At 62.6% G+C, this 21,425-nt stretch carries 30 protein-coding genes; 28 read left to right on the plus strand and 2 right to left on the minus strand.

What is annotated here, in order from left to right; genetic code table 11:
• Nucleotides 1-146 precede the first annotated feature (146 nt).
• The 12 genes from G3N58_RS17880 to G3N58_RS17935 all read left to right on the plus strand — a co-directional run bounded on the left by G3N58_RS17880 (nucleotide 147) and on the right by G3N58_RS17935 (nucleotide 8,129).
• On the plus strand, nucleotides 147-509 hold the full coding sequence (locus G3N58_RS17880; protein WP_205999807.1) for a DUF1566 domain-containing protein: 363 nt from the start codon (nucleotides 147-149) through the stop codon (nucleotides 507-509).
• Nucleotides 510-563: 54 nt separating this feature from the next.
• A complete protein-coding gene (locus tag G3N58_RS17885; protein ID WP_205999808.1) occupies nucleotides 564-1,055 on the plus strand; it encodes a DUF1566 domain-containing protein in 492 nt (163 codons plus the stop codon).
• 14 nt (nucleotides 1,056-1,069) lie between these two features.
• Nucleotides 1,070-1,447, plus strand: coding sequence for a four helix bundle protein (locus G3N58_RS17890; RefSeq protein WP_205999809.1), 378 nt, complete (start codon nucleotides 1,070-1,072; stop codon nucleotides 1,445-1,447).
• 391 nt (nucleotides 1,448-1,838) lie between these two features.
• Complete coding sequence (locus G3N58_RS17895) at nucleotides 1,839-2,792, plus strand: RNA-directed DNA polymerase (RefSeq protein WP_241017159.1); 954 nt, start codon at nucleotides 1,839-1,841, stop codon at nucleotides 2,790-2,792.
• A gap of 55 nt (nucleotides 2,793-2,847) precedes the next feature.
• The gene (locus G3N58_RS17900; RefSeq protein ID WP_241017152.1) at nucleotides 2,848-3,492 is read left to right on the plus strand and encodes a hypothetical protein; all 645 of its coding nucleotides are present in this window, start codon (nucleotides 2,848-2,850) and stop codon (nucleotides 3,490-3,492) included.
• A gap of 25 nt (nucleotides 3,493-3,517) precedes the next feature.
• Nucleotides 3,518-3,784: a hypothetical protein gene (locus G3N58_RS17905; protein WP_205999811.1), complete on the plus strand. Its 267-nt coding sequence runs from the start codon at nucleotides 3,518-3,520 to the stop codon at nucleotides 3,782-3,784.
• Between the two features lie 190 nt (nucleotides 3,785-3,974).
• Entirely contained in the window at nucleotides 3,975-4,667 is a 693-nt protein-coding gene (locus tag G3N58_RS17910; protein WP_241017160.1) for a DNA cytosine methyltransferase, read from the plus strand.
• A 1-nt stretch (nucleotide 4,668) separates the two neighbouring features.
• A complete protein-coding gene (locus G3N58_RS17915) occupies nucleotides 4,669-5,094 on the plus strand; it encodes a hypothetical protein (RefSeq protein WP_205999813.1) in 426 nt (141 codons plus the stop codon).
• 14 nt (nucleotides 5,095-5,108) lie between these two features.
• Nucleotides 5,109-5,993 carry a hypothetical protein gene (locus G3N58_RS17920; protein WP_205999814.1) on the plus strand — a complete coding sequence of 295 codons (885 nt, stop codon included), beginning with the start codon at nucleotides 5,109-5,111 and terminating at the stop codon, nucleotides 5,991-5,993.
• Nucleotides 5,990-6,241: a helix-turn-helix transcriptional regulator gene (locus G3N58_RS17925; protein WP_205999548.1), complete on the plus strand. Its 252-nt coding sequence runs from the start codon at nucleotides 5,990-5,992 to the stop codon at nucleotides 6,239-6,241. The genes G3N58_RS17920 and G3N58_RS17925 overlap by 4 nt, the downstream gene beginning before the upstream one ends.
• Nucleotides 6,238-6,495 (plus strand): hypothetical protein, encoded by a 258-nt coding sequence (locus G3N58_RS17930; protein WP_205999815.1) that lies wholly within the window; start codon nucleotides 6,238-6,240, stop codon nucleotides 6,493-6,495. The genes G3N58_RS17925 and G3N58_RS17930 overlap by 4 nt, the downstream gene beginning before the upstream one ends.
• Entirely contained in the window at nucleotides 6,492-8,129 is a 1,638-nt protein-coding gene (locus G3N58_RS17935) for a hypothetical protein (protein WP_205999816.1), read from the plus strand. The genes G3N58_RS17930 and G3N58_RS17935 overlap by 4 nt, the downstream gene beginning before the upstream one ends.
• A 53-nt stretch (nucleotides 8,130-8,182) precedes the next feature.
• Here the strand turns inward: G3N58_RS17935 and G3N58_RS17940 are convergent, their stop codons facing one another.
• Complete coding sequence (locus tag G3N58_RS17940; protein WP_205999817.1) at nucleotides 8,183-8,449, minus strand: hypothetical protein; 267 nt, start codon at nucleotides 8,447-8,449, stop codon at nucleotides 8,183-8,185.
• 57 nt (nucleotides 8,450-8,506) lie between these two features.
• On the opposite strand from G3N58_RS17940, the gene G3N58_RS17945 reads away from it, so the two are divergent.
• The 7 genes from G3N58_RS17945 to G3N58_RS17975 all read left to right on the plus strand — a co-directional run bounded on the left by G3N58_RS17945 (nucleotide 8,507) and on the right by G3N58_RS17975 (nucleotide 10,750).
• Complete coding sequence (locus tag G3N58_RS17945) at nucleotides 8,507-8,800, plus strand: hypothetical protein (protein ID WP_205999818.1); 294 nt, start codon at nucleotides 8,507-8,509, stop codon at nucleotides 8,798-8,800.
• A gap of 139 nt (nucleotides 8,801-8,939) precedes the next feature.
• Nucleotides 8,940-9,221: an ASCH domain-containing protein gene (locus G3N58_RS17950; RefSeq protein WP_241017153.1), complete on the plus strand. Its 282-nt coding sequence runs from the start codon at nucleotides 8,940-8,942 to the stop codon at nucleotides 9,219-9,221.
• A gap of 2 nt (nucleotides 9,222-9,223) precedes the next feature.
• Nucleotides 9,224-9,808 carry a hypothetical protein gene (locus G3N58_RS17955; protein ID WP_205999819.1) on the plus strand — a complete coding sequence of 195 codons (585 nt, stop codon included), beginning with the start codon at nucleotides 9,224-9,226 and terminating at the stop codon, nucleotides 9,806-9,808.
• A complete protein-coding gene (locus G3N58_RS17960; RefSeq protein ID WP_205999820.1) occupies nucleotides 9,805-9,981 on the plus strand; it encodes a hypothetical protein in 177 nt (58 codons plus the stop codon). The genes G3N58_RS17955 and G3N58_RS17960 overlap by 4 nt, the downstream gene beginning before the upstream one ends.
• The gene (locus G3N58_RS17965) at nucleotides 9,978-10,133 is read left to right on the plus strand and encodes a hypothetical protein (protein WP_205999821.1); all 156 of its coding nucleotides are present in this window, start codon (nucleotides 9,978-9,980) and stop codon (nucleotides 10,131-10,133) included. The genes G3N58_RS17960 and G3N58_RS17965 overlap by 4 nt, the downstream gene beginning before the upstream one ends.
• Complete coding sequence (locus tag G3N58_RS17970; RefSeq protein WP_205999822.1) at nucleotides 10,130-10,441, plus strand: hypothetical protein; 312 nt, start codon at nucleotides 10,130-10,132, stop codon at nucleotides 10,439-10,441. Before G3N58_RS17965 ends, G3N58_RS17970 begins: the two co-directional genes overlap by 4 nt.
• A 54-nt stretch (nucleotides 10,442-10,495) precedes the next feature.
• The gene (locus G3N58_RS17975) at nucleotides 10,496-10,750 is read left to right on the plus strand and encodes an AlpA family phage regulatory protein (RefSeq protein ID WP_205999823.1); all 255 of its coding nucleotides are present in this window, start codon (nucleotides 10,496-10,498) and stop codon (nucleotides 10,748-10,750) included.
• Here the strand turns inward: G3N58_RS17975 and G3N58_RS17980 are convergent.
• Nucleotides 10,647-11,960, minus strand: coding sequence for an integrase family protein (locus G3N58_RS17980; protein WP_205999824.1), 1,314 nt, complete (start codon nucleotides 11,958-11,960; stop codon nucleotides 10,647-10,649). The genes G3N58_RS17975 and G3N58_RS17980 overlap by 104 nt on opposite strands.
• A 194-nt stretch (nucleotides 11,961-12,154) precedes the next feature.
• On the opposite strand from G3N58_RS17980, the gene G3N58_RS17985 reads away from it, so the two are divergent.
• The 9 genes from G3N58_RS17985 (at nucleotide 12,155) to G3N58_RS18025 (ending at nucleotide 21,214) form a co-directional block, all read left to right on the plus strand.
• A complete protein-coding gene (locus tag G3N58_RS17985; protein WP_205999825.1) occupies nucleotides 12,155-12,910 on the plus strand; it encodes a DeoR/GlpR family DNA-binding transcription regulator in 756 nt (251 codons plus the stop codon).
• Between the two features lie 716 nt (nucleotides 12,911-13,626).
• Entirely contained in the window at nucleotides 13,627-14,718 is a 1,092-nt protein-coding gene (phnS, locus tag G3N58_RS17990; protein WP_205999826.1) for a 2-aminoethylphosphonate ABC transporter substrate-binding protein, read from the plus strand.
• Between the two features lie 245 nt (nucleotides 14,719-14,963).
• The gene (gene phnT, locus G3N58_RS17995; RefSeq protein WP_167049591.1) at nucleotides 14,964-16,064 is read left to right on the plus strand and encodes a 2-aminoethylphosphonate ABC transport system ATP-binding subunit PhnT; all 1,101 of its coding nucleotides are present in this window, start codon (nucleotides 14,964-14,966) and stop codon (nucleotides 16,062-16,064) included.
• Nucleotides 16,042-16,992: a 2-aminoethylphosphonate ABC transporter permease subunit gene (locus tag G3N58_RS18000; protein WP_167049589.1), complete on the plus strand. Its 951-nt coding sequence runs from the start codon at nucleotides 16,042-16,044 to the stop codon at nucleotides 16,990-16,992. Before phnT ends, G3N58_RS18000 begins: the two co-directional genes overlap by 23 nt.
• Nucleotides 16,982-17,845, plus strand: a complete 864-nt coding sequence (gene phnV, locus G3N58_RS18005; RefSeq protein ID WP_167049587.1) for a 2-aminoethylphosphonate ABC transport system, membrane component PhnV — start codon at nucleotides 16,982-16,984, stop codon at nucleotides 17,843-17,845. The genes G3N58_RS18000 and phnV overlap by 11 nt, the downstream gene beginning before the upstream one ends.
• A 128-nt stretch (nucleotides 17,846-17,973) precedes the next feature.
• Nucleotides 17,974-18,723 carry a phosphonate utilization associated transcriptional regulator gene (locus G3N58_RS18010; RefSeq protein ID WP_205999827.1) on the plus strand — a complete coding sequence of 250 codons (750 nt, stop codon included), beginning with the start codon at nucleotides 17,974-17,976 and terminating at the stop codon, nucleotides 18,721-18,723.
• An 86-nt stretch (nucleotides 18,724-18,809) separates the two neighbouring features.
• Complete coding sequence (phnA, locus tag G3N58_RS18015) at nucleotides 18,810-20,084, plus strand: phosphonoacetate hydrolase (RefSeq protein ID WP_241017154.1); 1,275 nt, start codon at nucleotides 18,810-18,812, stop codon at nucleotides 20,082-20,084.
• A 176-nt stretch (nucleotides 20,085-20,260) separates the two neighbouring features.
• Nucleotides 20,261-20,650 carry an aldehyde dehydrogenase family protein gene (locus G3N58_RS18020; RefSeq protein ID WP_241017155.1) on the plus strand — a complete coding sequence of 130 codons (390 nt, stop codon included), beginning with the start codon at nucleotides 20,261-20,263 and terminating at the stop codon, nucleotides 20,648-20,650.
• 3 nt (nucleotides 20,651-20,653) lie between these two features.
• A complete protein-coding gene (locus G3N58_RS18025) occupies nucleotides 20,654-21,214 on the plus strand; it encodes a phosphonate degradation HD-domain oxygenase (protein WP_205999829.1) in 561 nt (186 codons plus the stop codon).
• Nucleotides 21,215-21,425 lie beyond the last annotated feature (211 nt).

Raw genomic sequence — 21,425 nt, forward strand, 5'->3', positions numbered from 1 at the left:
CCACCAGCCACGATGAAGCGCGTCTTTCTGACCGCGCACGGATCTCGATAAGTGCTGAGTGATGGGGCGCCCATCCCCTGTACGCGCGGTGATAGCCGCGTGTGTTTGGCCTGCTGGTATAGGGGCTATTTTTATTTGGAGAAGCCATGCAACAGATTCAAATCCCTCCCCTCGCCGAAGGCGAAATCTATCTTTGCGGACTCGTCGATGCGAATGGCGACGTCGAACACACGGTGATCGTCGACATCGTCAATGACGATGCGAACTGGCAAACGCAGATGGATGCCGCCAGGGCCCGCGATTGCGATCTGGCCAACGCGATCGAATACGCCGTGATCCGTCTCAAGCACCCGAAGCTGGTCGACCTGAGCAAGGCCTACTGGATGAACGAAGAAGTGGACTGGGATACCGCGTACGCGCGGTATCAGGACTTCGACTACGGCGGCCAGAGCCGCACCCGCAAGAGCGCTGCGCTGGCCGCCGTCGTCGTCCGCAGATTCAAAAATTGATTCATTCAGTCATTCGTTAATCCGATCAAACACCCACTTCATCGGGAGTCACACATGACCGCAGTAACGCTAGAGCAGATCGAGGCCAAGCAGCAGAGCCTCCACGCGGACCACGCTCGCATGAACGAGATGATCGAACGCTTCAAGGCGCAGTCGATGGCCACCGAATTCCGCCTCGACGTTGTCACGATCCCGCTCGCGCCCGGCGAGCGCTGCGCCGGCCCGGTTCTCAACGAAGATGGCTCGCTGAGTCACTACCTGATTCTTATGTCGGTTAGCCGGGACGACATGAACTGGCAGGCTGCTGGCGAGCATGCCGAGAAGCTCGGCGGCAAGCGACCGGATGCACAGGAAGGCAGTCTGTTGCGCGCGAACCTGCGCGATGCGCTCAGGGACAGCGGCGCCTTCTGGCTCGACGAGGAATACCCGGATGACACCGCGTACGCGCGGTGTCAGGTCTTCAGCTACGGCGACCAGTACGGCGGCCACAAGAGCGCTGCGCTGGCCGCCGTCGTCGTCCGCAGATTCATTCCTTCGGTAATTTGATCATTTAATCCAGCATGGGTCTCCACACCGAACTCGACGTGTACAAGACCGGCTATGACCTTCTGACGATGGTTACGAAGCTGGTCGAGAACATGGAGCGCAAATTCAAGCAGTTGATCGGCGAGAAAATCGCCGATGAAACATCCAAGCTGCTGATCCTCGTCTATCGCGCAAACGTGGCGGTCAACAAGGTGCCGCACCTCGATAGCCTGATGGAGCGCGTGAAGCTCGTGGAAATGCTGTTGCGACTTTCTCTCGATATGGAAAAGATCTCGCCGAAGCAGTACTACCGCGCGATCAAACTCACCGAGAGCGTAGCCAAGCAGACAGCAAAGTGGAGAGCATGGGCTGCTCAACGCCCGTCACATGGGGGTCAAGGCCGCCATGTCTGAGCACCGTTTCAATCTGGTCGTGCCGCTGGCTCACGAGGCCACCGCCATGCGCAATGAGGATACCGACCGCCGGCGTGCGGCGCGGTCCGGCGCAGTTTCCCAACTGAGCGATCGGTCGGGCGACGTAGATAGCACGATGGGTCCGCGTACGCGCGGTATCAGAACTTCAACAACGGCAACCAGAACAACAACCACAAGAGCGCTGCGCTGGCCGCCGTCGTCGTCCGCAGATCGAAGCGAAGAGCAGAATGGATTTTCGGGTGCCGCCTTGGTCGCGGCTTATCGCGACTGCCGGCGCACCAAGCGCGCTACCGCTGCGGCGCTCGAGTTCGAGGCAGATCTCGAACACAATCTCGTGCAGCTCGGCGACGAGCTCGCAGAAGGAAGCTATATGCCCGGGCGCTCGACGTGCTTCATTATCGATCGTCCGAAGCATCGCGAGGTGTGGGCCGGCGAATTCCGCGATCGCATTGTGCATCACTTGCTCTACAACCATGTTGGTCCGCGCTTCGAGCGATCGTTCATTGCAGACTCGTGCGCGTGCATCAAGGGGCGTGGCACGCTATACGCCGCTCAGCGACTGGAGCGCAAGGTGCGCTCGGTCACCCAAAACTGGTCGCGGCGCGCGTATTACCTGAAGCTCGATCTGGCGAACTTCTTCGTCAGCATCGACAAGCGCATTCTGCGCGAGTTGCTGATCGCGAAGATCCACGAGCCATTCTGGCGGGCGCTGACCGAGCTCGTGCTGATGCACGATCCACGGGCCGACTTCGTCTACCGCGGCGATCCGGCGATGATGGACCGCGTGCCGCCGCATAAGCGGCTCATGGAACAGCCGGCGCATCTCGGACTGCCCATCGGAAACCTGTCGAGCCAGTTTTTCGCAAACGTCTATCTGGACGTTCTGGACCAGCGCGCAAAGCACATCCTCGGCGCGCGGCACTACATCCGATATGTCGATGATTTTCTGTTCCTGCACGAGTCAACCGACTACCTGAACGGCGTGCTAGCCGATCTGACCGCATTCCTGCCCGCGCGTCTCGGCGTTCACATCAATCCACGCAAGACGATCCTGCAGCCTATCGGCCGCGGTGTCGATTTCGTCGGCCAGGTGATCAAGCCGTGGCGTCGAGAGACGCGCAAGCGCACGCGCAACGAGTCGTTGCGACGTGTCGCCAGCGCGCCGGCCGACGATCTTTTCGAGATGGCGAACAGCTACTTCGGCCTGTTGCGCCAGTCACCGTCAAGCCATCAGGACCGCGCGCGGCTCGCGAACGTTGTGCGGAGTCGCGGCCACGCGGTCAATGCCGATTTGACGAAAACCTATCGCGGCCGTACCGCCTAACCCATCTATTGTGAGACGAGCAATGAAAGAACGTCCAATTCTGTTTAGCGGTGCGATGGTGCGTGCGCTGCTCGACGGCAGCAAGACGCAGACGCGGCGCGTGGTGAAATGGCTCGATTTGAAACCCGGCATCAACCTTCAATTCTCGGGCCTCACCGCGAGTCAAGTTGCCGGCGCATGGGTTCTGGAATCGCCCACGCGCAGCTCACATGAGTGGCGTTGCGCTCAGACGCCGTGCCCTTATGGCGTGCCCGGCGATCGTCTGTGGGTGCGCGAGACGCTTTCGCCAACCCGAAACGCAGCCGGCTATATCGAAGACTGGCACTACGCCGCTGACGGCGCCAAGGTGCCGCGCATGCCTGGCTTGAATCCTGAATTCAGTGACGCAATGGCATTTGCGCACCTCGCGCGCCCGAGCGCGGTTCCGTCCATCCACATGCCGCGCTGGGCGTCGCGCATCACGCTCGAAGTCACCGGCGTGCGCGTCGAGCGCTTGCAAGACATCAGCGAGGACGATGCGATCTCTGAGGGTATTGCCAAGACGCCAGCGGGATTCTGGAGCACGTACGGCCAGAGCGAAACGGATGGCACTTACTCGCCGGTCACATCGTACCGATGCCTTTGGAATTCGATCAACGGCGCCGATGCGTGGGACGCCAACCCGTGGGTGTGGTGCGTTTCGTTCAAGCGCTTTCCCTAACCCCCACCCTTAACCGGCAAGAGAGATGAAACAGATCCTGCGTCGACTCATATGTTGGTGGTCCGGGTGCCGTCCGTCGAAGCACGCGTATTTCGATTGCGAGTACGACGGCTGGATTACGCCGTGCACCCGTTGCAGCGCAGCCGACGTCAGTTACGCGGACCTGGTTGGCGAGACGCGTCACCGCCGGCTCGTCGAGTTCTGCCAGCACTGGCTGCTGTTCGGCTGGGTGCCGCGCCGGTGCCGGGACTGCAAGCAGTGGCCAAGCAAATGCGATTGTCCGCCGTTCTGATATGGCCGCTTATTACAACGAAATTGAACCATACGCCGCTCAGTGGCTGCGCAACCTCATTAAAGCCGGGCACATCGCTCCCGGCGACGTAGACGAAAGGAGCATAGAGGATGTTCGACCAGACGACCTTCGCGGATACACACAATGCCATTTCTTCGCAGGCCTTGGCGGATGGGCGCGAGCATTTCGAATGGCCGGTTGGGACGACTCTCGACCTGTTTGGTCAGGAAGTCCACCTTGCCAACCTTTCTCCGTCGGAGGCAAGAAAGCTGGGTTTGCTGACGAGCGGCACCTTTGGCCGGCATTCCACTGGCTCATCGGAAAGTGTCGCCCTGCAAGATTCTATGGCGAGCAGGTTGCGGCTGCATCTGAATGGCTCAACCTCGTGCGAAGTGATCTGGAAGCCTTGGATTACGCCGTGGGGGCAATCCCTATTGAAGCCGCGAGCGCTGGTGCGGACCACTTCAGAGATCGCTATTTCATTGTGGCCGACCTGTCGAGCGAACGAAGGAACTGGCCCGCAACCTGGGCCGAACAGGCAAGGAGCGCCATCGCTGCGGGAGGTTGTGATCGGCCTTTGGTCGACGATTCGGGCCTCGGATGGGGCGAAGGGTGGACCGAACATGAGTTTCGGAGCCGGGGGTTCTCCGCTCCCGTCGCAAGTATCGACGGTTGCCAATACGTCGAATGCCCCGATGGAAAGTGGCGGCGGCTCCCTCCACCCCGAGTTCGCTGGCTGGGAAATGGGATACCCGCCCGAGTGGCTAAGCTGCGCGCCCTCGGAAACGCCATCGACCCGCGGCCGGCAGCGGAATTCATCCGCGCAGCCGACGAAGCCCTGACCGCCCAACCCTCCAATACCCATAGAGATAGTAGAGGATAACGTGCCCATAAAGCCCGAGAACCGTGCGCGCTACCCGGCGAACTGGAAGCAGATTCGCGAGCGCATCCTGAAGCGAGCAGGTAACTGCTGCGAGCAATGCCGAGTCGCAAACGGCGACATGATCGTCCGCGGAATCGACAAGGACGCGGGCACGTTTCAGCGCTTCGAGGGTGAAGGCGAAGTCTATGCGGCTGACGACGGTCGCCTGCTCGGGCATTGCAAGGCATCCGAATATTGCGGCAACAAGTGGACGCGCGTCGTACTGACGATAGCCCATCTCGATCATGTGCCCGAGCACTGTGAGGACGACAACCTGAAGGCGCTATGCCAGCGCTGCCACCTTGCATACGACGCCGAGCATCACCGAGCCAATGCTCAGGCAACTCGACGTGCACGCAAGGCGATTGGCGATCTGTTTGCCGCCTAACCCCAGAGGACACCATGGACAACACCACTAGTACAGAAGCAGGGATGAGCACCACCATTCTCCCGGACGGAAGCGCATTTTCAGTCGCAAGCCTTCCGCTTCCAGCCGATCATTGGTTATACGCGCCTCGCTCATCGGAATGGGACAGCGCGCGCGAGACGGGCGCTGATACGCCTCATCCCATCCTTACGCATGCTCAACGCGATGCCGTCGTCGCAGCGGTGCGCTATGCCATTCGCGGCACAACGATGTGCGGCAAAGAAAGCGACTTCGATCCTGACGCGCTAGTGCAGAACGCCGTCTACGCGCTGTGCGGTCCTTATGGCTTCGATGCACCCACACCGCAGGCAGACGCCGCGCCCGACTTGGCCGAATTCGGCGAATTGATCGACACGTATCAGTGTGCGCAGAAGGACGGCACGCACGACGAACGCGCTAACGCACGTATCGCGTTGATGAACGCATACCGCGCCGCGATAGCTGCTGGTGGGGCGGTGCAGGAGCCGATCTACCAGATCAGGCTAGTTTCCGGGGAATGGGTGGACGTGACCAAGAAGGCTTATGACGAGCAGTCTGAGGGCGTTACTGTTCGCATCGTCTACGCCGCTCCTCTCCCTCGCGTAGCCGCGACTGTGCCCGATGGGTTTGCGCTTGTTCCGCTGGTGCTCAACCGCGAAATGAACGAAGTTCTGAGCGACGAGGGCTGGCAGTGGGAAGACCTGTTGGCCGCCGCCGAGGCAATCACGCCCGAGCAATACAACCAGATCGCCTCCGCTCCCCAAGCTGCCGCGAATGTGGCAGAGGGGAAGGGATCGCCGCCGCTTCCAATGACTCAAGCCGAACTTGACGCGTTGCCCCATTGGGTACACGCTGGCCGACCGCCTGAGGCGCAATCATGAAGCTCGGCGACCTGATCAAATCGCGCCGCGAAGCGCTCGGCATGACTCTCGACGAAGTGGCCGACGCGGCCGGCTGCTCGAAGTCCTACGTGTGGGAAGTCGAGAACCACAAAGGCTACAAGATGAGCCTAGTGCTGGCAGCTCGCTTCTCCGTCGCGCTCGGCCTACATGTCAATCTGATGGCGGCGGCAGCGCTCGAATCTGAGCGTGACCGCGCTACTTCATCGGGCATGGAGAAGGAATCGTGAGCCACGAATCGATCATGGCTGAGGTTGCCGAACTGCGTGATGCACTCGACCACATCGCAAGGGTGGCCCGCAATTCCCGCCAGCAGACCCGTCGTGTTCGCTGGATTCAGTTGCGTGCGGAAGGCGCCCTCAACGGCACTGATGAATGGCGCACGGTTGAACTGCCGCGAAACGACGACAACCGTCGAGCAGTGCTGAGAGAGCGCGTCGACGAGTTGGAGAGTCAAGTAGCTGAATTGGAGATGCGAAAGTGACCACCCCCACCACCAAGCTCTATGGAGCCGATATGACGGATGAACTGATTATTGAACGTTGCAAAGCGGCTGGCATCAAGTGGGTTCCGCCCGAGGACGAGCGCGACGAATACGGAATCCAGATTGGGTATTTTCCAGGCTTGTTCGACATGGCTAGCATGGAAGAAATGCGAGCCCTGCTATCTGCAAGCAAGCCTGCCGCTATCGACGGGCAAGAGGCGGTCCTCGATGGATGGGCACAAGGCGTCGAGGCAGCCGCAAAAGTGTGTGATCGGCGGTCGCTCGACCTGAAAAAGTCGCAGTACTTGCGCCGCGCCGCACAGGACTGTGCGTTGGAAATTCGGGCTCTCGTCACCGCCGCCCCTGCCGCGCCATCAGCGGAAGCGCAGCCAGTCGTCGCAGATGCGGGAGCGCCAACGATTAAGGAAGATTTAACGGTTGCGGCAGGGCTGACCGACGAGCGAGGGGCGTTCGCGCGCATGCGATGCATTGTCGACGGCGACGAAATAGCAGCCATGCGCAAAGCGGCCGAGCTGATGTGCGGCATGGGCTATCACGCCGAGGCGTCACAGATCACGTGTTTCTTGTCTCGAAGCGCCCGCGCCGCAGCGCGGCCCGCTGCGCCAGCCGACGATGCGCATGCAGGGGCGACGGAGCCCCCGCCTGATTGCATAAACATCGCTCTCACCTATCTTCAGGTGTCAGCCCTATACGTACACCTTGTGCATCGCCAGAGGCCGGATTTTGGCTGGATTGAAGCGCCTCTTTTAGCAATCGAAGAGGCGCTTAAGCCGGCGCACAACGCGATCCACGATCGAAGCTTCAATGCGATGAACCGGCAGTTCTTCGGCGATGACCGCATGCGGCTCAGCGAAGCGCCTTTGCCTACCGAAATCGCCGCACCTACACCAGTAGCCGATAGTGGGGTGAAGCGTTTCGAAGAAATCGCGCGTCGGCTTGATACGTGCGCCCGTGACATCGAAGTCACAGACGGGATCAGCAGGCAGCCCAAGCAACTCCGACTGGACGCAAATTACCTGCGCAGTGTCGCCGCCGCAAGGCCGGTCAGCGCGGCAGCAGCGAAAGAAGGGGCGATGACGAGCCTGTCGCACCACTCGCGCGCGATGCTGCTCAATGTGCTTTGGCATCACCAAGGCGGTAGCTCGCTGGTCGGCCAACCGCTTCGCTCGATGCTCGGTATCGGCCCGCACGGCCACATGACCGGCGAACAGGTCGAGGCGGCGAAATGGATCGATGGGCTGCTGGCGGAAGCCAAGTTCAAGAACTTCCATCGGGCGCTGTGCGAACGGTTCGACTACGTGCACGACGAGAAAGACTGGCAGCGCGACCAGGTATCGCTGATTGAGTGGATTGCGAAGAAGGTGACTACCACCACCGCCAGCGCAGATGCGGAAGACGCGTGGCAGCCTATCGAGACCGCGCCGGTCAATGGAATGCGCGTCATGTTATTTGATGCAAGCCATAACGGCGGCTGCGCCATCGGTCACTTGTCCAAATACCCCGGCCGACAACCGGATTGGATTAACCCCGGATGTCACAAATTGCGTCCGACGCACTGGATGCCATTGCCTAGCGCCCCGATCGATGCCGCTCGCAAAGGAGCCAGATCATGAGGGAGCAACTGAAGCGGTGCTTGACCGAAATGGAGCGCCGCGACTATCCGCAGCTACTGCTCTGTGAATTTTTGACGGGCCTCATCCGTCAGGAGATAGCAGACGATCGCCTTTCTGCCCTCTGAGCTCAAGCCGCAGTCCCGTGCGAACTGATCCCATGCGGTTACGTGATTCGGGAGTCGAGTTCCATACTTTTTAGCGAACTCGATCAACTCCTTGCCGGCGTTGCCAAGTATCTGCTTGTTCTCATCAAGTCTGTATTGAAGATTCTTTTCTACCAGAACAACGTAATGCGGAACGGATTTTATATCGGTCGCCATCACGGCCTCCTTTGATTCCGCTGAATCCTAGCACAACAGTCCATTACAGGAGTGTCAGTGACCCTCTACGCCGTTCACGTCCAAGGCCCGGACGACATCATTGCAGCACCGAGTAAGCGCGAGGCCGAAGTGCTGGCCGACAAGCTCAACGTCTACTTTGCGGAGATGACGCAAAAGAGCGGCCCCGCAGCGCCGACGATCGAGGCAGTGGTCATCAAGTATCCGTTCACAGCCGAGTCGCATGCCGAGGCATTGGCCGACGATTGGGCCGACCACGCCAAATTCATCGGGCCGCTCGATCCAGAACCCGAGCGCGATACGAAGACCATCGACATGTTTGGAGAAGGGTGATGCACTGGATCAAATCAACTCTGATGGCTTGGTCATTCCGCCGCGGCTATTGGCATCAGCCATTTTTCGCCGACTGCATGACCGGAATCGATTGGGTAACGTGGTGCGGCGGTGGACCACTGGATAACGAGGCTGCACTATGACCCTCCCACTCCTGGTCCTTCCCCTGAAATCCTGCTACTTCGACGACATAGCCGCTGACATCAAACCCGAAGAATTCCGCCTCGACACCGAGTACTGGCGAAAACGCCTGATCGGCAAGGAATTCAGCGGCATCCTGTTGACCAAGGGCTATCCCAAGGCTGACGATCAATCGCGCCGGATGTTACGACCCTGGCGCGGCTACGTCATGCGAACCATCCAGCACCCGCACTTTGGACCTGATCCAGTGCGGGTGTTTGCTATAGATGTGAGGAAGTGAAAATGAAAAGTATCGTTGAACAACGCGGCGCAGTGTCGTTTGCTGAATTCACGGGCGAGCGCGTCTACATGCGTGAATTTCACAAGCAGTCGGGCTTGCCCGGTGATCTTAGTCGTTGGCAATCGACCGTCGACCAGATGCTTGATGGCGTCGACACCGATGGCCCGATTTTCCTGATGGTCGATCAGTCGTTCGTCAAGGCGGGAACGCCGCAACGCCGACCAGGAATCCACATTGATGGATATTGGATTCCATCGCTTCAGGCGCATCGTGGGCCTGGCGGTCACATCACCAAACTGGGTGATTGGGGAAATCGATGGGATCAGGGCATTCGTTACAGAGACGAAGCGCTAATTCTCGCGTCAAGCGTGTCTGCGTGTCGCGCTCTGTCGGGCGAGTGGTTTGGCTTACCGGGTGAGGGTGGCGACTGCGCACACATCGACGTGGGCGGTCTGTCCGAAGTTCGGATGAAATCCGGCATCGCATATGCAGGAAACGTCGCCATGTTGCACGAATCGCTGCCTGTCGAGCGGGATTGTTTCCGCACACTGGTTCGACTGAATGTGCCGGGGTGGAGTCCATCGTGACCGATGCCGCATATCAAGCGTTACGTGACGCGGTCAATCTTGCGCGCGACGAACAGATACGCCGTGTGGCCGCACTCAAATCGCGACTGCACCAGGCCGGCCACTGCGGCGAAGCAATAGACGAGGCAATCCAGGCATGGGCGAACTACGAAAAAGCAAAGAGGCTCCAATGAACGAACCCTGGATCTGCGCGGACGGCCTCGACCTGAAAGCCGAACTCGAATGGGCCGCTGCCAACAACAGCGATCGCCCGCGGACTGAATTTGCGCTGCGACTGGCGCTGGAGGCGATTGAACAGATGGAAGAGCGGGAGGCGAAGGGATGAGCGAAGAATTGCTAGACGAAGACGGCTATCCGGCCGAGCAAGCGCTGAATCGAATCGTTGAATGGCCGCATACAGATATGCGCGGGCTGATCGAGTTCGTTCGCGGAATATGGAACTGGCCGCAATTCATGACCGAAGAGGGCGACAAGTTGCATATGTCGACCGGAGGGTGGAGCGGCAACGAGTCGATCATTGCGGCCATGGAGCGCAATTTGTTCTGGCTCCTGTGCTGGGAGCAGTCGCGGCGCGGCGGTCACTACATCTTCGATCTGTCGCGGATGCCAACGACGGAGAAGCAGGCCGCATGACCGAGGCGCTGCAACGGATTTTGCGGACTACCGCGAGGATTTGGGAGGTAGATAATGAAGGGCGTTACAAAGCCGGTGTTTTATCTGGATCTGCCGAGCGTCGCCGAAGCGGTCGCGCTCTCGGAGTCGGTTGTAAAGAAGCTGGTGAGAGAGGGCGTGTTTCCGCAGCCGCGCCAACTATCGGGTCGGCGCGTCGCCTGGATGGTCAGGGAAGTGGAGGCTTGGGTTGAGGCGCGTCCGGTATCTCAGCTTCTTCCTCCCGGGGTTGGCGGGTCGCAATCCTCTCAAGATGTGCCGCAAGCCGCGTGAGCCATTCGCGCTTCTCGCGGTCGTATTTGTGTCTGTTATATATCCCCTCGACGCCTGGCAAGATGTGTCCCAGGATCGCTTCGGCGACTTCCCGATGACATCCAATCGCCGCCAGCATGGTTCGCGAAGTGCGGCGCAAGTCGTGCGGCGCCCAGTGGGAAACAGGCAGCACGGGCCGCAACGTCTGTCCGGGCTCGAGCGAATAGGGTTGGTGCATCCACACAACCGCCTGAACGCTCTTTTGCGGAATATAGGGGCTGTCCGCAGTCGGGAACAGATAACCCTTCCCATGTAGCTTCAATCGTCGCTTGACGATATCTTCGGCGCGCCCCGCCAGAGGCACCCGATGATCGGTCGCGTTGGCCCGGTTCTTGTTCTTGGTCTTGGCTTTGGGGATCGTCCACCAAAGGCCATCTGGCTCTTTCGAAACTTCCTTGCCTTCGATCACCACGATCTCGCCGCCGCGGAGTCCCGTCCATAGATACATCGACAGGATATCGGCGATCGTCTCCGACAGGTTCGGAAGCCAAGGAATGAGGGTCGCCAGCTCGTCTTCGCTGAGTACGCGCTTGATGTTCTCGATCTGACCGCCGCGGCTACGGCCCACGCTTCGCAATTTGCCCCGCATGACCTGTCGCCACCAGTTCGGCGTATCTTCGGGAATGCGGCCGGCGTCTAAGGCGTAATCCCAGGCCGCGCCAAGTTCCGACCGGAAAACCTGAGCATTTCGAGGCGCCTGGATCTCGCCCTCAAGAAGTTCAAAGGCTTGCCGGCGGATGATGGCGGAGGCCGGCAAATCGGCAATTGGCGAAATCTTGGCCATCATGCGCTGACGGGTTTTCGCGGCACCGTACGAATCCCGGTGCCTCTCGATATGACCGGTCAGGAAGTCCTCGCATAATTGCTTGACCGTGTATGATTCCGGCGTCACAGCCTTGATGGGCTTAGAGGCTCTGCGAGTCAACACTGGATCTTCGCCGCCATCGCGCCGCGCTCGGACTTCTTCCCAGGCTGAGATGGCAGCGGCGTAAGACATCGCAGGCCACTCGCCAAGCTTTTGCTGTCTCATGCGGCCGTCGACTGGTGACTTGAATCGATAGGTCCAACTGCGCCGCGAGAAAGTTGCTTCCAGACGCAAGCCGGGAAAGGCTTCAAAGGTGAGGTGGGCGCCAGGCTGGAGCTGTTTTGCAACCTTGGCATCGAAGCGCATAGTGTTGGCGTAGGTTTTCGTCTGGGAAGGGCGAAAAGCTACGCCAATATCGAGACTTTCGCAAGCCGCTCAAGACCGTAGATAGCCTTCTCGGCGTAGGTATGCGATAAGATAAGTCCTTGTCACAAGAGACTTTCTGCACAAGAAACCCCGCCAGTCGGGCCTTTCAGGGATGCGCAGGAAAATACCCGGTAATGCTTGCAGAACAACGTCATCAATACATCCTCGCTCAAGTCGCAAAAAGCGGCGCGCTTTCGGTTGCCGAACTGGTGCGCGAACTGAATGTATCGCGCGAAACGATCCGCCGCGATCTCAACGCCCTGGCCGGCCGCGGCCTGCTCGTGACGACGCACGGCGGCGCATTGTCGAACGAGCGGCGCGAGCCTGACCTCGAGACGCGCGAAGCCGAGAACGCCGGCGCCAAGCGCGCGATCGGCGAGCGCGCGGCCGAGTTCGTGCCGGACGGCGCATCGCTGATCATCGATTCGGGCAGCACGACCCAGGCCGTGGCGCGCGCGCTGCTCGACCGGCACCGGCTGACGGTCTATACGAACGACTGGCGTATCGCGCTGCTGCTCGGCCGGCGCAACGACAACCGCGTGACGCTGCTCGGCGGCGAGCTGTCCGATATCGAGGACGCCACGTTCGGCCTCGACACCGTCCACCAGCTGACGCAGTACCACGCGGACTTCGCGTTCATCGGCGCGGGCGGGATTTCGCCGGACGGCTATCTGAGCGACTACAGCCGCATGGCCGCCGAAGTGCGCAGCCGCATGATCGCCGCGGCCGACATGGTCGTGATCGTCGCCGATCACTCGAAGTTCGGCCGCGTGACGCCGGTGCGCATCAACGGTATCGAGTCGGCGCGTTATCTGGTCACCGAGCTGGCGCCCGAGCGCGCGCTCGGCAAGGCGATCACGGCGCATGGGCCGGAGATTCTGATCGCCTGAGTCCGGTCGCTGGCGGCGAGCGGGGCGGCGGCGGTCCGTGTTGCGCTTGCCGGCCCGCTCGCCGGCCTTGCCCGAGGCAACGCGACGGATCTCGTTCCTTATCCGCCAAAAGCTCGATAAAAAGGCTCCCCGGCTCGCTGCAGGATTCCGGGTGGGCGTGCACAATACGCGCCGTTGTCCGACTAGGCGCCGTTGTCCGAACGCCTGTCCGCCCGTTACGGGCGAGGCGAGTGCCGCCGAAACCGGCAAATGCCACGAATCCGCTCAGCGCACCGCGCGAACCGGCGTAAGCCGGCGCCGCTGCCGTCACCCGGGTTTCGCGGCGCATCCTGCACACAGCGTCATTTTCGCCACGTACGATTGGCATGGATGCGGTGCGCGGACGCTCGTGCGCCGGTCGCGCCGTGGTTCGCGCGAGTTGGCCTGAGTTGGCAAATTGTGTCGTTTTTTGGAATTCGGCGGAATAGTCACGGCGTTGTCATCGAAACCTGTGATTCTTGCCGTGCCCGTTCAGGCATGGCAGGCAGCGCGAGTATCGGAGACGGGCTGGCGGTCAGGCGGAGCGGGATGCGGCAAAGTTGTCGGCAATCTGCAATCGATGGAGACCGGCGCGGCAACGGCTGCGGGCAACATGCAAACGGCGCGTGCCGCCATTCAATCACTACAGGTATGGGTTATCCCGACCGTCTGGTTTTTTGCCTTTCGGAGAGAGCGACATGAAAAAGACGAATTCCCTTCACGCCACGGCCGGCCTCGCGCGCAAACTGCTGCCGGCGCTGGTCGCCGCGGCGGCGTTCGGCGGCATGGCAATGCAGGCCCATGCGGCCGGCGCGGTCGTGCTGTACACCGCCGACGGCCTCGAAAATCTGTACAAGGACGTGCTGCCGGGCTTCGAGAAGCAGGAAGGCGTGAAGGTCAATATCGTCACGGCGGGCAGCGGCGAAGTCGTGAACCGCGCGACCATCGAGAAGGATCAGCCGAAGGCCGACGTGCTCGTCACGCTGCCGCCGTTCATCCAGCAGGCCGACCAGGGCGGGCTGCTGCAGGCGTACCAGAGCGCCAACTACAAGAACGTGCCGGCCATCGCCAAGGCGCCGAACGGCGCGTGGGCGACCTTCGTGAACAACTACTTCTCGTTCGCGATCAACCCCGAAGTCACGAAGACCCAGCCGAAGACCTTCGCGGACCTGCTGCATCCGGACTTCAGCGGCAAGGTGGCCTACTCGAACCCGGCGACCGCCGGCGACGGCATGGCCGTGATCATCCTGACCTCGGCACTGATGGGCGAGGACAAGGCGTTCGACTATCTGAAGAAGCTCGAGCAGAGCGCCAAGTTCCACACCAAGGGCACGGGCTACCTCGACGTGCTGCTCTCGCGCAACGAAATCGCGGTCGCCAACGGCGACCTGCAGATGGACCTCGACGACGCGGCCAACGGCGGCCTGTCGCTGAAGCCGGTGTTCCTCGCGGCCGCGCCCGGCGGCCAGCCGACCACGTTCCAGCTGCCGTACGCGATCGGGCTGATCAAGAACGGCCCGAACCAGGCCGAGGGCAAGAAGCTGATCGACTACCTGATGTCGACGCAAGTGCAGTCGAAGGTGCCGGACATTTTCGGCATTCCGGGCCGCACCGACGTGCCGCTCGCCGGCAAGAACGGCGCGGCGGTCAAGCAGGCGATCACGGGCGTGAAGCTGATTCCGGTCGACTGGAACCAGGTGATGGCGAAGAAGGCCGACTGGACCACGCGCTGGAAGAACGACGTGATCGGTTCGTCGGGCAAGCAGCTCGAAGTGGTCAAGCCGCAATAAGCAGTTTCAATAAGCAGTCTCACTCAGCGGCCGCAATCAGCGGCTGAACCGGGCGGCTGAAAGAGTCGCTCGCAATAAGCGGCCGAAGCGGGCCGCGTTTGAAGTACGTCCGGTCGCGCGCCGTGCTCGGCGCGGCCGGACTTGCCTGGATTCAGGCGGCGCCGTGCCGGCGGCCGGGTCGATGCAATGGCCCGGGTGTCGCGCGTGGCGCCGCGTCAGCTTTAATCTTGTTGGAGGAAGACCCGGTGAATACGGCCAGTCTCGCTCACCCCAATGCGCCTGGCGCTTCATCGGATGCGCTCGACGCCGCGCGTTCCGATGCGTCCGGCGGCGTGCAGATCGATCATCTGACGGTGCGCTTCGGCACGCGCACGGTGCTCGACGATCTGTCGTTGACCATCCAGCGCGGCGAGCTGCTCACCGTGCTCGGCCGCAGCGGCTGCGGCAAGACGACCCTGTTGCGTTTCATCGCGGGCTTCATCGAGGCGGACGGCCTTGCCGGCACGCTGACCGTGGCGGGCCACGACCTCACGCACGTGCCGCCGCACAAGCGCAATCTCGGTCTGCTGTTCCAGAGCTATGCGCTGTTTCCGCATCTGACGGTGTTCGAGAACGTCGCGTTCGGCCTGCGCGCGCGCAGGGTTCCAGCGCGCGACGTCGCGCGCCGCGTCGCCGATGCGCTCAAGCTCGTGCAGCTCGGCGACGCCGGCCACGTGATGCCCGCGCAACTGTCGGGCGGCATGCAGCAGCGCGTGGCGCTGGCCCGCGCGCTCGTGATCGAGCCCGACGTGCTGCTGCTCGACGAACCGCTCTCCGCGCTCGACGCCAATCTGCGCGCCTCGGTGCGCTCCGAACTGAAGGCGCTGCATGAGCGCCTGCCGAATCTGACGATCGTCTGCGTGACGCACGATCAGGACGACGCGCTCGTGCTGTCCGACCGCACGCTGCTGATGCGCGAGGGCCGCATCGCGCAGCTCGGCACGCCGCAGCAGTTGTACGACACGCCCGCCGACGGCTTCGTCGCGCGTTATCTCGGCGCGGCCAATCTGCTGCCGCCGCAGGTTGCGTTCGGCATGGACGACGCGCGCCACAACGAGCGCGAGCGGGTCGCCTGTCTGCGTCCCGAGGCGCTGCGCATCGTGCCGCTCGGCGAAGGGCAGTTGCACGGCGCGATCGCGTCGGTCGAGTGGTATGGCGCGGTGGTGTCGGTGTCGGTCGTGCTCGATGCGTTGCCGAACGAACCCGTGCTCGTCACGATGCAGCGCGGTCACGGCATGATGCCGGAGAAGGGCGCGCGTGTTTCCCTGCGTTACGAGGCTGACGATGTCGTCCTTATCAAGCCCTGATACGCCCAATTCGCTCGGTGTCCCGAACGACGCCGCCGCCGCGCGCCGTCTCGCGAGCGCGGCGGCGCACGCGGCTGCGGTGAAGCGGCGCGAACGCCTCGCGCAATGGCATCTGCTGTTTATCGTCGTGGTGGTGCTCGGCCCGCTCGTCATCTATCCGCTCGTGCGACTCGTGCTGCTGAGCCTGAGCGGTGCGCACGGCTTTTCGGGGCAGGCCTATGCGACGTTCTTCGGCAATCCCGATACGCGCGGCGTGATCGGCACGACGCTCGGCATCCTGTTCGCGAGCGCGAGCCTCGCCTCGCTGCTCGGCGTGGCGCTCGCGGCGCTGCTGTTCTTCAAGCCGTTTCCGGGAGCACGCATGGTCACGCGGTTTCTCGAACTGTTCGTCGCGTTTCCGTCGTTTCTCGTCGCGTTCACGCTGATCTTTCTGTACGGCTCGCAGGGTTCGGTCAGCATCGGCTTGCAGCGGCTCTTCAATCTGCAGGCGCCGCCGCTCGATTTCCTGTTCGGCATCGGCGGCGTGGTGCTCGCGGAAGTGGTGTTCTATACGCCGTTCGTCGTGCGTCCTACTTTGGCGTCGTTCGCGCTGCTCGACCAGCGTCTGATCGAGGCCGCGCGCAGCCTCGGTGCGAACGGCATGATGGTGGCGTTCAGGGTGATCCTGCCGCTCGCGTGGCCCGGCATCGCGGCCGGCACGATCCTGTGCTTTCTGCTGACCCTGAACGAGTTCGGCATTCTGCTCGTGCTCGGCAGCGCGCATCTGATCACGCTGCCGGTCGCGATCTACAGCGCCGCCACCGTCGATCTCGATCTGCCGACCGCCGCCGCCGGCGCCGTGGTGATGCTGCTGATGTCGTTGTCGCTCTACGCGTTGTACCGGCGCGTCAATAGCCGCAAGGAGAAAGGAGCCGGTCATGGCCGTTGAACTCGATCCGACCGTGCTGCCGGTCATGCACAAGAAAGCGCGGCCGGTGCGCCACAACCTCGCGGTGCGCGTGCTGGGCAGTCTGTTCCTCGGCTTCGCCGCGCTGCTGTGCTTCTGGCTGTTCGTGCTGCCGGTACTGGTGGTCGCGCTGTCGAGCGTCGCCTCGCACTGGTCCGGCACGATCCTGCCCGACGGCTTCAGCATGCGCTGGTTCGAACGCCTCGGTTCGAGCGACTTCGACGCGCTGACGACGAGTCTCGAAGTCGGCATGGGCGTCGCGGTGCTCGGCACGATTCTCGGTTTGTGGCTTGCGCTCGCGCTCGAGGGCCGCGACCGGCGCGGGCTCGGCGCGCTCGTCGACACGATCGCGATGATGCCCAACGGCGTGCCGAGCGTGGTGCTCGGCCTCGCGGTGCTGATCGCGTATCACAAGCGGCCGATCGATCTGTCGAGTTCGGCGGCGATCGTCGTGTTCGTGCAGCTCGCGCTGGTGCTGCCGTTCTGCTACCGCTGCGCCGCGGCGGCGCTGCGCCCGGAGTTGACGGTGCTGCGCGAAGCGGCGGCGAGCCTCGGTGCGCCGCCGTCGATGGTGCTGCGCCGCGTCGTGCTGCCGCAACTGGTGCCGGCGATCCGCGCGAGCCTCGCGCTCGGCTTCGCGCTGTCGCTCGGCGAACTCGGCGCGACGCTGACCGTGTATCCGCCGGGTTTCGCGACAGTGCCGATCGTCGTGGTCGGGCAGGTCGAGCGCGGCTACTACCTGCCGGCTTCGGCGTTGTCGCTGATCCTGCTGCTGGTTTCGCTGGTTGCGTTGCTGCTGATCGCGGCGCGTGCGCCGCGTCGGCGGGGCGGCTGATTGCCGGTTCGGCTCGGAGGCTGATTGGACTGGCCGGCGGCCGTAGTCGTGATCTGACGGAGGCGAGCCCGTGCGGTATGCCGACTAGCGTAGCGCAGCGCCTAGGTGAGGCGGCAAATTTTGTCAAAATGACCGAAAATATGCAGTCTGCTTCCGTCGATCCCATCGAGGTCGTGCGCCGGCATTCGCTGACGGCGCTGGTGCGCGACGAAATCGAGCGGCATATCGTCGATGGCACGCTGGCGCCGGGCGACAAGCTCAACGAGGCGGACTGGGCGGCGCGGCTGCAGGTGTCGCGCGGACCGGTGCGCGAAGCCTTTCGCGCGCTCGAACAGGCGGGCCTCGTGCGCACGGAGAAGAATCGCGGCGTGTTCGTGCGCACGGTGTCGCTCGCCGAGGCGGACGAGATCTACGCTGTGCGCGCGCTGCTCGAAGAGGCCGCATGCCGGATGCTGGCGACCTGCATCGACGCGGGCAGGCTCGCGGTGCTGCGCGACTGGCTCGATGCGATGCGCGCCGCGCTTGCGTCGCACGATCGCGACGCGTATGGCCGCGCGAACGTCGCGTTTCACGACGCGATCGTCGCGGCGGCCGGTAACGCGAAGCTGTACGAGACGTATCGGCGGCTGGTCAGCGAATTGAGCCTGTTTCGCCGCGCGGCGCTCGCGGTGGAAGCCGACGCGATGGAGCGCTCGCTCGCCGAGCATCGCGCGATTCTGAACGCGCTCGCATCGCGCGACGCCGGGCGCGCGGCTGCGTTGATGCATGCTCATGTGCATGACGGGCGGTTGCGTGCGCATGCGGCGTGTGGAGCGAGCGAGGTTCGCGCGGCCGGGAGCATGGCGGCCGGGTGCGAGTCTGGTGCGCGCGGAAAATGATGGCGAAGCGGTAGCGGCACAGCGGCCATGCCGGCTCCGGCAACGATTTACCCACAACGAAATTCCCGCCGATGGAAATCCCTGCAATGACACATTCCGGACAACGTACGATCGACGTCAATGGGCGCCGCTATCGGCTGCCTTCGCAACCGACCGTCGTCGTCTGCGTCGACGGCTGCGAGTTCGCGTATCTGGAAGCCGCGGCCGCCGCCGGCGTCGCGCCGTTCATCGGCTCGATGCTCGAAGGCGGCGCGGCCTTTCGCGGCGACTGCGTGATTCCGTCGTTCACGAACCCGAACAACCTCTCGATCGTGACCGGCGTGCCGCCGTCCGTGCACGGCATCTGCGGCAATTACTTCTGGAACCCGGACGCCGACGGCGGCGCGGGCGCGGCGGTGATGATGAACGACCCCGCGTACCTGCGCGCGCCCACGCTGCTCGCGGCGGCCGCCGAGGCAGGCGCCGCGGTGGCGGTCGTTACCGCGAAGGACAAGTTGCGCGGCCTGCTCGGCTGGCAGCTGAAGGGCATCTGCTTTTCGGCCGAAAAGGCCGACAAGGTGACGCGCGAGGAAAACGGCATCGAGGACGTGCTCGATCTGGTCGGCTTGCCGTTGCCCGACGTGTATAGCGCCGGCTTGTCGGAATTCGTGTTCGCGGCCGGTGTGCGGCTCGCGCAGACGCGCAGGCTCGACCTCATGTATCTGTCGACCACCGATTACATCCAGCACAAATGCGCGCCCGGCACCGAGGGCGCGAACGCGTTCTACGCGATGATGGACCGCTATCTCGCGCAGCTCGACGCGCTCGGCTGGGTGATCGGCCTCACTGCCGATCACGGCATGAACGCCAAGCACGATCCGCAAACCGGCGAGCCGAACGTGATTTATCTGCAGGACCTGCTCGACGACTGGTTCGGCGCGAATACGGCGCGCGTGATTCTGCCGATTACCGATCCGTACGTCGTGCACCATGGCGCGCTCGGTTCGTTCGCGACGGTTTATCTGCCGCGCGATGTCGAGGTTGAGTCCGTGATGGCGCGGATTGGCCGTCTGCCGGGAATCGACGTCGTGCTCGACCGGCGCGCCGCATGCGCGCGCTTCGAATTGCCGGAGGATCGTGTCGGCGACCTCGTGGTGATCGGCGCGAAGCACGTCGTGCTCGGCACGCGCCGCGACGAGCACGATCTGTCCGGGCTGACCGTGCCGTTGCGCTCGCATGGCGGGATCTCGGAGCAGGAGGTGCCGTTGCTGTTCAACCGGCGCATCGGGAGGCCGGTTTCCGATGACGGCCGCGGTGCGGCGAGGCTGCGCAACTTCGATGTTTTCGATGTCGCGCTGAATGGGGTGGCGTCGTTGTCGTGAGCGCGGCGCGGTGGAGTTGCGGGCGTCGGTCGTCGGGGTAGCGTGTGCCTGGGCGTAGGGCGATCCGTTCGAGGCGTCGATTTAGGATCGGTACGGTGATCGATGCCACCGCTGCTGCCGCGTAGCTGCTCGGGGCGTGTGGGCATGGAAGCGGTGGTGCAAGGCAAGGCGCGCGTTTGCACATCGGCAACGAACGTAGCGGCGCGGTATACGCGTCGACCCTGCGCGACAACGTCTATTGGTCGATGAGGCTCGTGCGGGAGGAACCATTTGGCCCGGCGTCGCTGGTCATCGCATTCGATACGCTCGACGAAGCGATCGGAATCAGCAACGGGATGCCGTTCGGTTTGTCGTCGTGCGTATTGCGCGAACCGGCAGGACGCGATCACGCGGTTCATCGTCAACGAATTGCGCGGGCGGTCAACGTATGGAGCGTGCCGGGTTGCCGGATCGAGCTGATGCTGCTCGGCGGTATCAAGGACGCGGGGCCTGGCCACAAGGAAAGCGTGCAGGAAGCAACGAAGCGCTTTGCCAATCAGAAGACGTATTCATTACCGTGGGAGTAACGGATGGCATTGAATCTGGACGATATCCGTTCGCTGTTCGAGCGACACGGCCGCCTTGCATATAGCGGCGAGCCGGTGACGCAACTCGAGCACGCGTTGCAAAGCGGCGCGCTTGCCGAGGAAGAGGGCGCGAGCGAGGAGCTGGTCGCGGCGGCGTTTTTGCATGATCTTGGACATCTGCTGAACCTGCAGGGGGAGACGCCGACGAAGCACGGCATCGACGATCTGCATCAGTATTACGCGCTGCCTTTTTTGCGGCCGGTGTTGTCGGACGCGGTGCTGGAGCCGATTCGCCTGCACGTCGACGCGAAGCGCTGCCTCTGCGCAATCGATGCTACCTACTTCGGCCAGCTTTCCGCTGATTCGGTACGCAGTCTCGAGTTGCAGGGCGGCATCTTCAGCAGGGAGGATGCCGAGGCATTTCTGCAAAAGCCCTACGCGGAAGATGCGTTGAGGCTGCGTCGTTGGGACGATCGCGCAAAGGTGAAAGATCGCGCGACACCCGATCTCGATCACTATCTGAATCTGGTCGAGCGGGTAATGCGTAGGCATGTGGCGGCGTGAGTTGAGCGATGTCGTTTATATGAGTGCGCGGCTGAGCGGGTACTGATTTTTGAGGAGGACGCCGGCTGTTTCGACGAAGCAGTTGGCCTCGGCAAGGGTCGCTAAGGAAAACCCTGAATTCGTACTTGCAAGTCGTATCCGGTCCCGCTAGAATTCCGCTCTTTCGTGTTCCGCCCAGCGGGGCACGGGGAAGCGGGAGGCCCTGGATGGC

The sequence above is a fragment of the Paraburkholderia sp. Ac-20342 genome, from assembly GCF_017104985.1.
Taxonomy (GTDB): Bacteria; Pseudomonadota; Gammaproteobacteria; order Burkholderiales; family Burkholderiaceae; genus Paraburkholderia.

Coding starts and splice junctions, on each gene's coding strand:
- G3N58_RS17985 (WP_205999825.1), top strand. CDS start 12,155: ATGCTTGCAGAACAACGTCATCAATACATCCTCGCTCAAGTCGCAAAA.
- G3N58_RS17895 (WP_241017159.1), top strand. CDS start 1,839: ATGCCCGGGCGCTCGACGTGCTTCATTATCGATCGTCCGAAGCATCGC.
- phnS (WP_205999826.1), top strand. CDS start 13,627: ATGAAAAAGACGAATTCCCTTCACGCCACGGCCGGCCTCGCGCGCAAA.
- phnA (WP_241017154.1), top strand. CDS start 18,810: ATGACACATTCCGGACAACGTACGATCGACGTCAATGGGCGCCGCTAT.
- G3N58_RS17885 (WP_205999808.1), top strand. CDS start 564: ATGACCGCAGTAACGCTAGAGCAGATCGAGGCCAAGCAGCAGAGCCTC.
- G3N58_RS17965 (WP_205999821.1), top strand. CDS start 9,978: ATGAACGAACCCTGGATCTGCGCGGACGGCCTCGACCTGAAAGCCGAA.
- G3N58_RS17955 (WP_205999819.1), top strand. CDS start 9,224: ATGAAAAGTATCGTTGAACAACGCGGCGCAGTGTCGTTTGCTGAATTC.
- G3N58_RS17980 (WP_205999824.1), bottom strand. CDS start 11,960: ATGCGCTTCGATGCCAAGGTTGCAAAACAGCTCCAGCCTGGCGCCCAC.
- G3N58_RS17905 (WP_205999811.1), top strand. CDS start 3,518: ATGAAACAGATCCTGCGTCGACTCATATGTTGGTGGTCCGGGTGCCGT.
- G3N58_RS17920 (WP_205999814.1), top strand. CDS start 5,109: ATGGACAACACCACTAGTACAGAAGCAGGGATGAGCACCACCATTCTC.
- G3N58_RS17910 (WP_241017160.1), top strand. CDS start 3,975: ATGGCCGGTTGGGACGACTCTCGACCTGTTTGGTCAGGAAGTCCACCT.
- G3N58_RS17940 (WP_205999817.1), bottom strand. CDS start 8,449: ATGGCGACCGATATAAAATCCGTTCCGCATTACGTTGTTCTGGTAGAA.
- G3N58_RS18025 (WP_205999829.1), top strand. CDS start 20,654: ATGGCATTGAATCTGGACGATATCCGTTCGCTGTTCGAGCGACACGGC.
- G3N58_RS17880 (WP_205999807.1), top strand. CDS start 147: ATGCAACAGATTCAAATCCCTCCCCTCGCCGAAGGCGAAATCTATCTT.
- G3N58_RS18000 (WP_167049589.1), top strand. CDS start 16,042: ATGTCGTCCTTATCAAGCCCTGATACGCCCAATTCGCTCGGTGTCCCG.
- G3N58_RS18010 (WP_205999827.1), top strand. CDS start 17,974: ATGACCGAAAATATGCAGTCTGCTTCCGTCGATCCCATCGAGGTCGTG.
- phnV (WP_167049587.1), top strand. CDS start 16,982: ATGGCCGTTGAACTCGATCCGACCGTGCTGCCGGTCATGCACAAGAAA.
- G3N58_RS17950 (WP_241017153.1), top strand. CDS start 8,940: ATGACCCTCCCACTCCTGGTCCTTCCCCTGAAATCCTGCTACTTCGAC.
- G3N58_RS17975 (WP_205999823.1), top strand. CDS start 10,496: ATGAAGGGCGTTACAAAGCCGGTGTTTTATCTGGATCTGCCGAGCGTC.
- G3N58_RS17890 (WP_205999809.1), top strand. CDS start 1,070: ATGGGTCTCCACACCGAACTCGACGTGTACAAGACCGGCTATGACCTT.
- G3N58_RS17925 (WP_205999548.1), top strand. CDS start 5,990: ATGAAGCTCGGCGACCTGATCAAATCGCGCCGCGAAGCGCTCGGCATG.
- G3N58_RS17900 (WP_241017152.1), top strand. CDS start 2,848: ATGGTGCGTGCGCTGCTCGACGGCAGCAAGACGCAGACGCGGCGCGTG.
- G3N58_RS17970 (WP_205999822.1), top strand. CDS start 10,130: ATGAGCGAAGAATTGCTAGACGAAGACGGCTATCCGGCCGAGCAAGCG.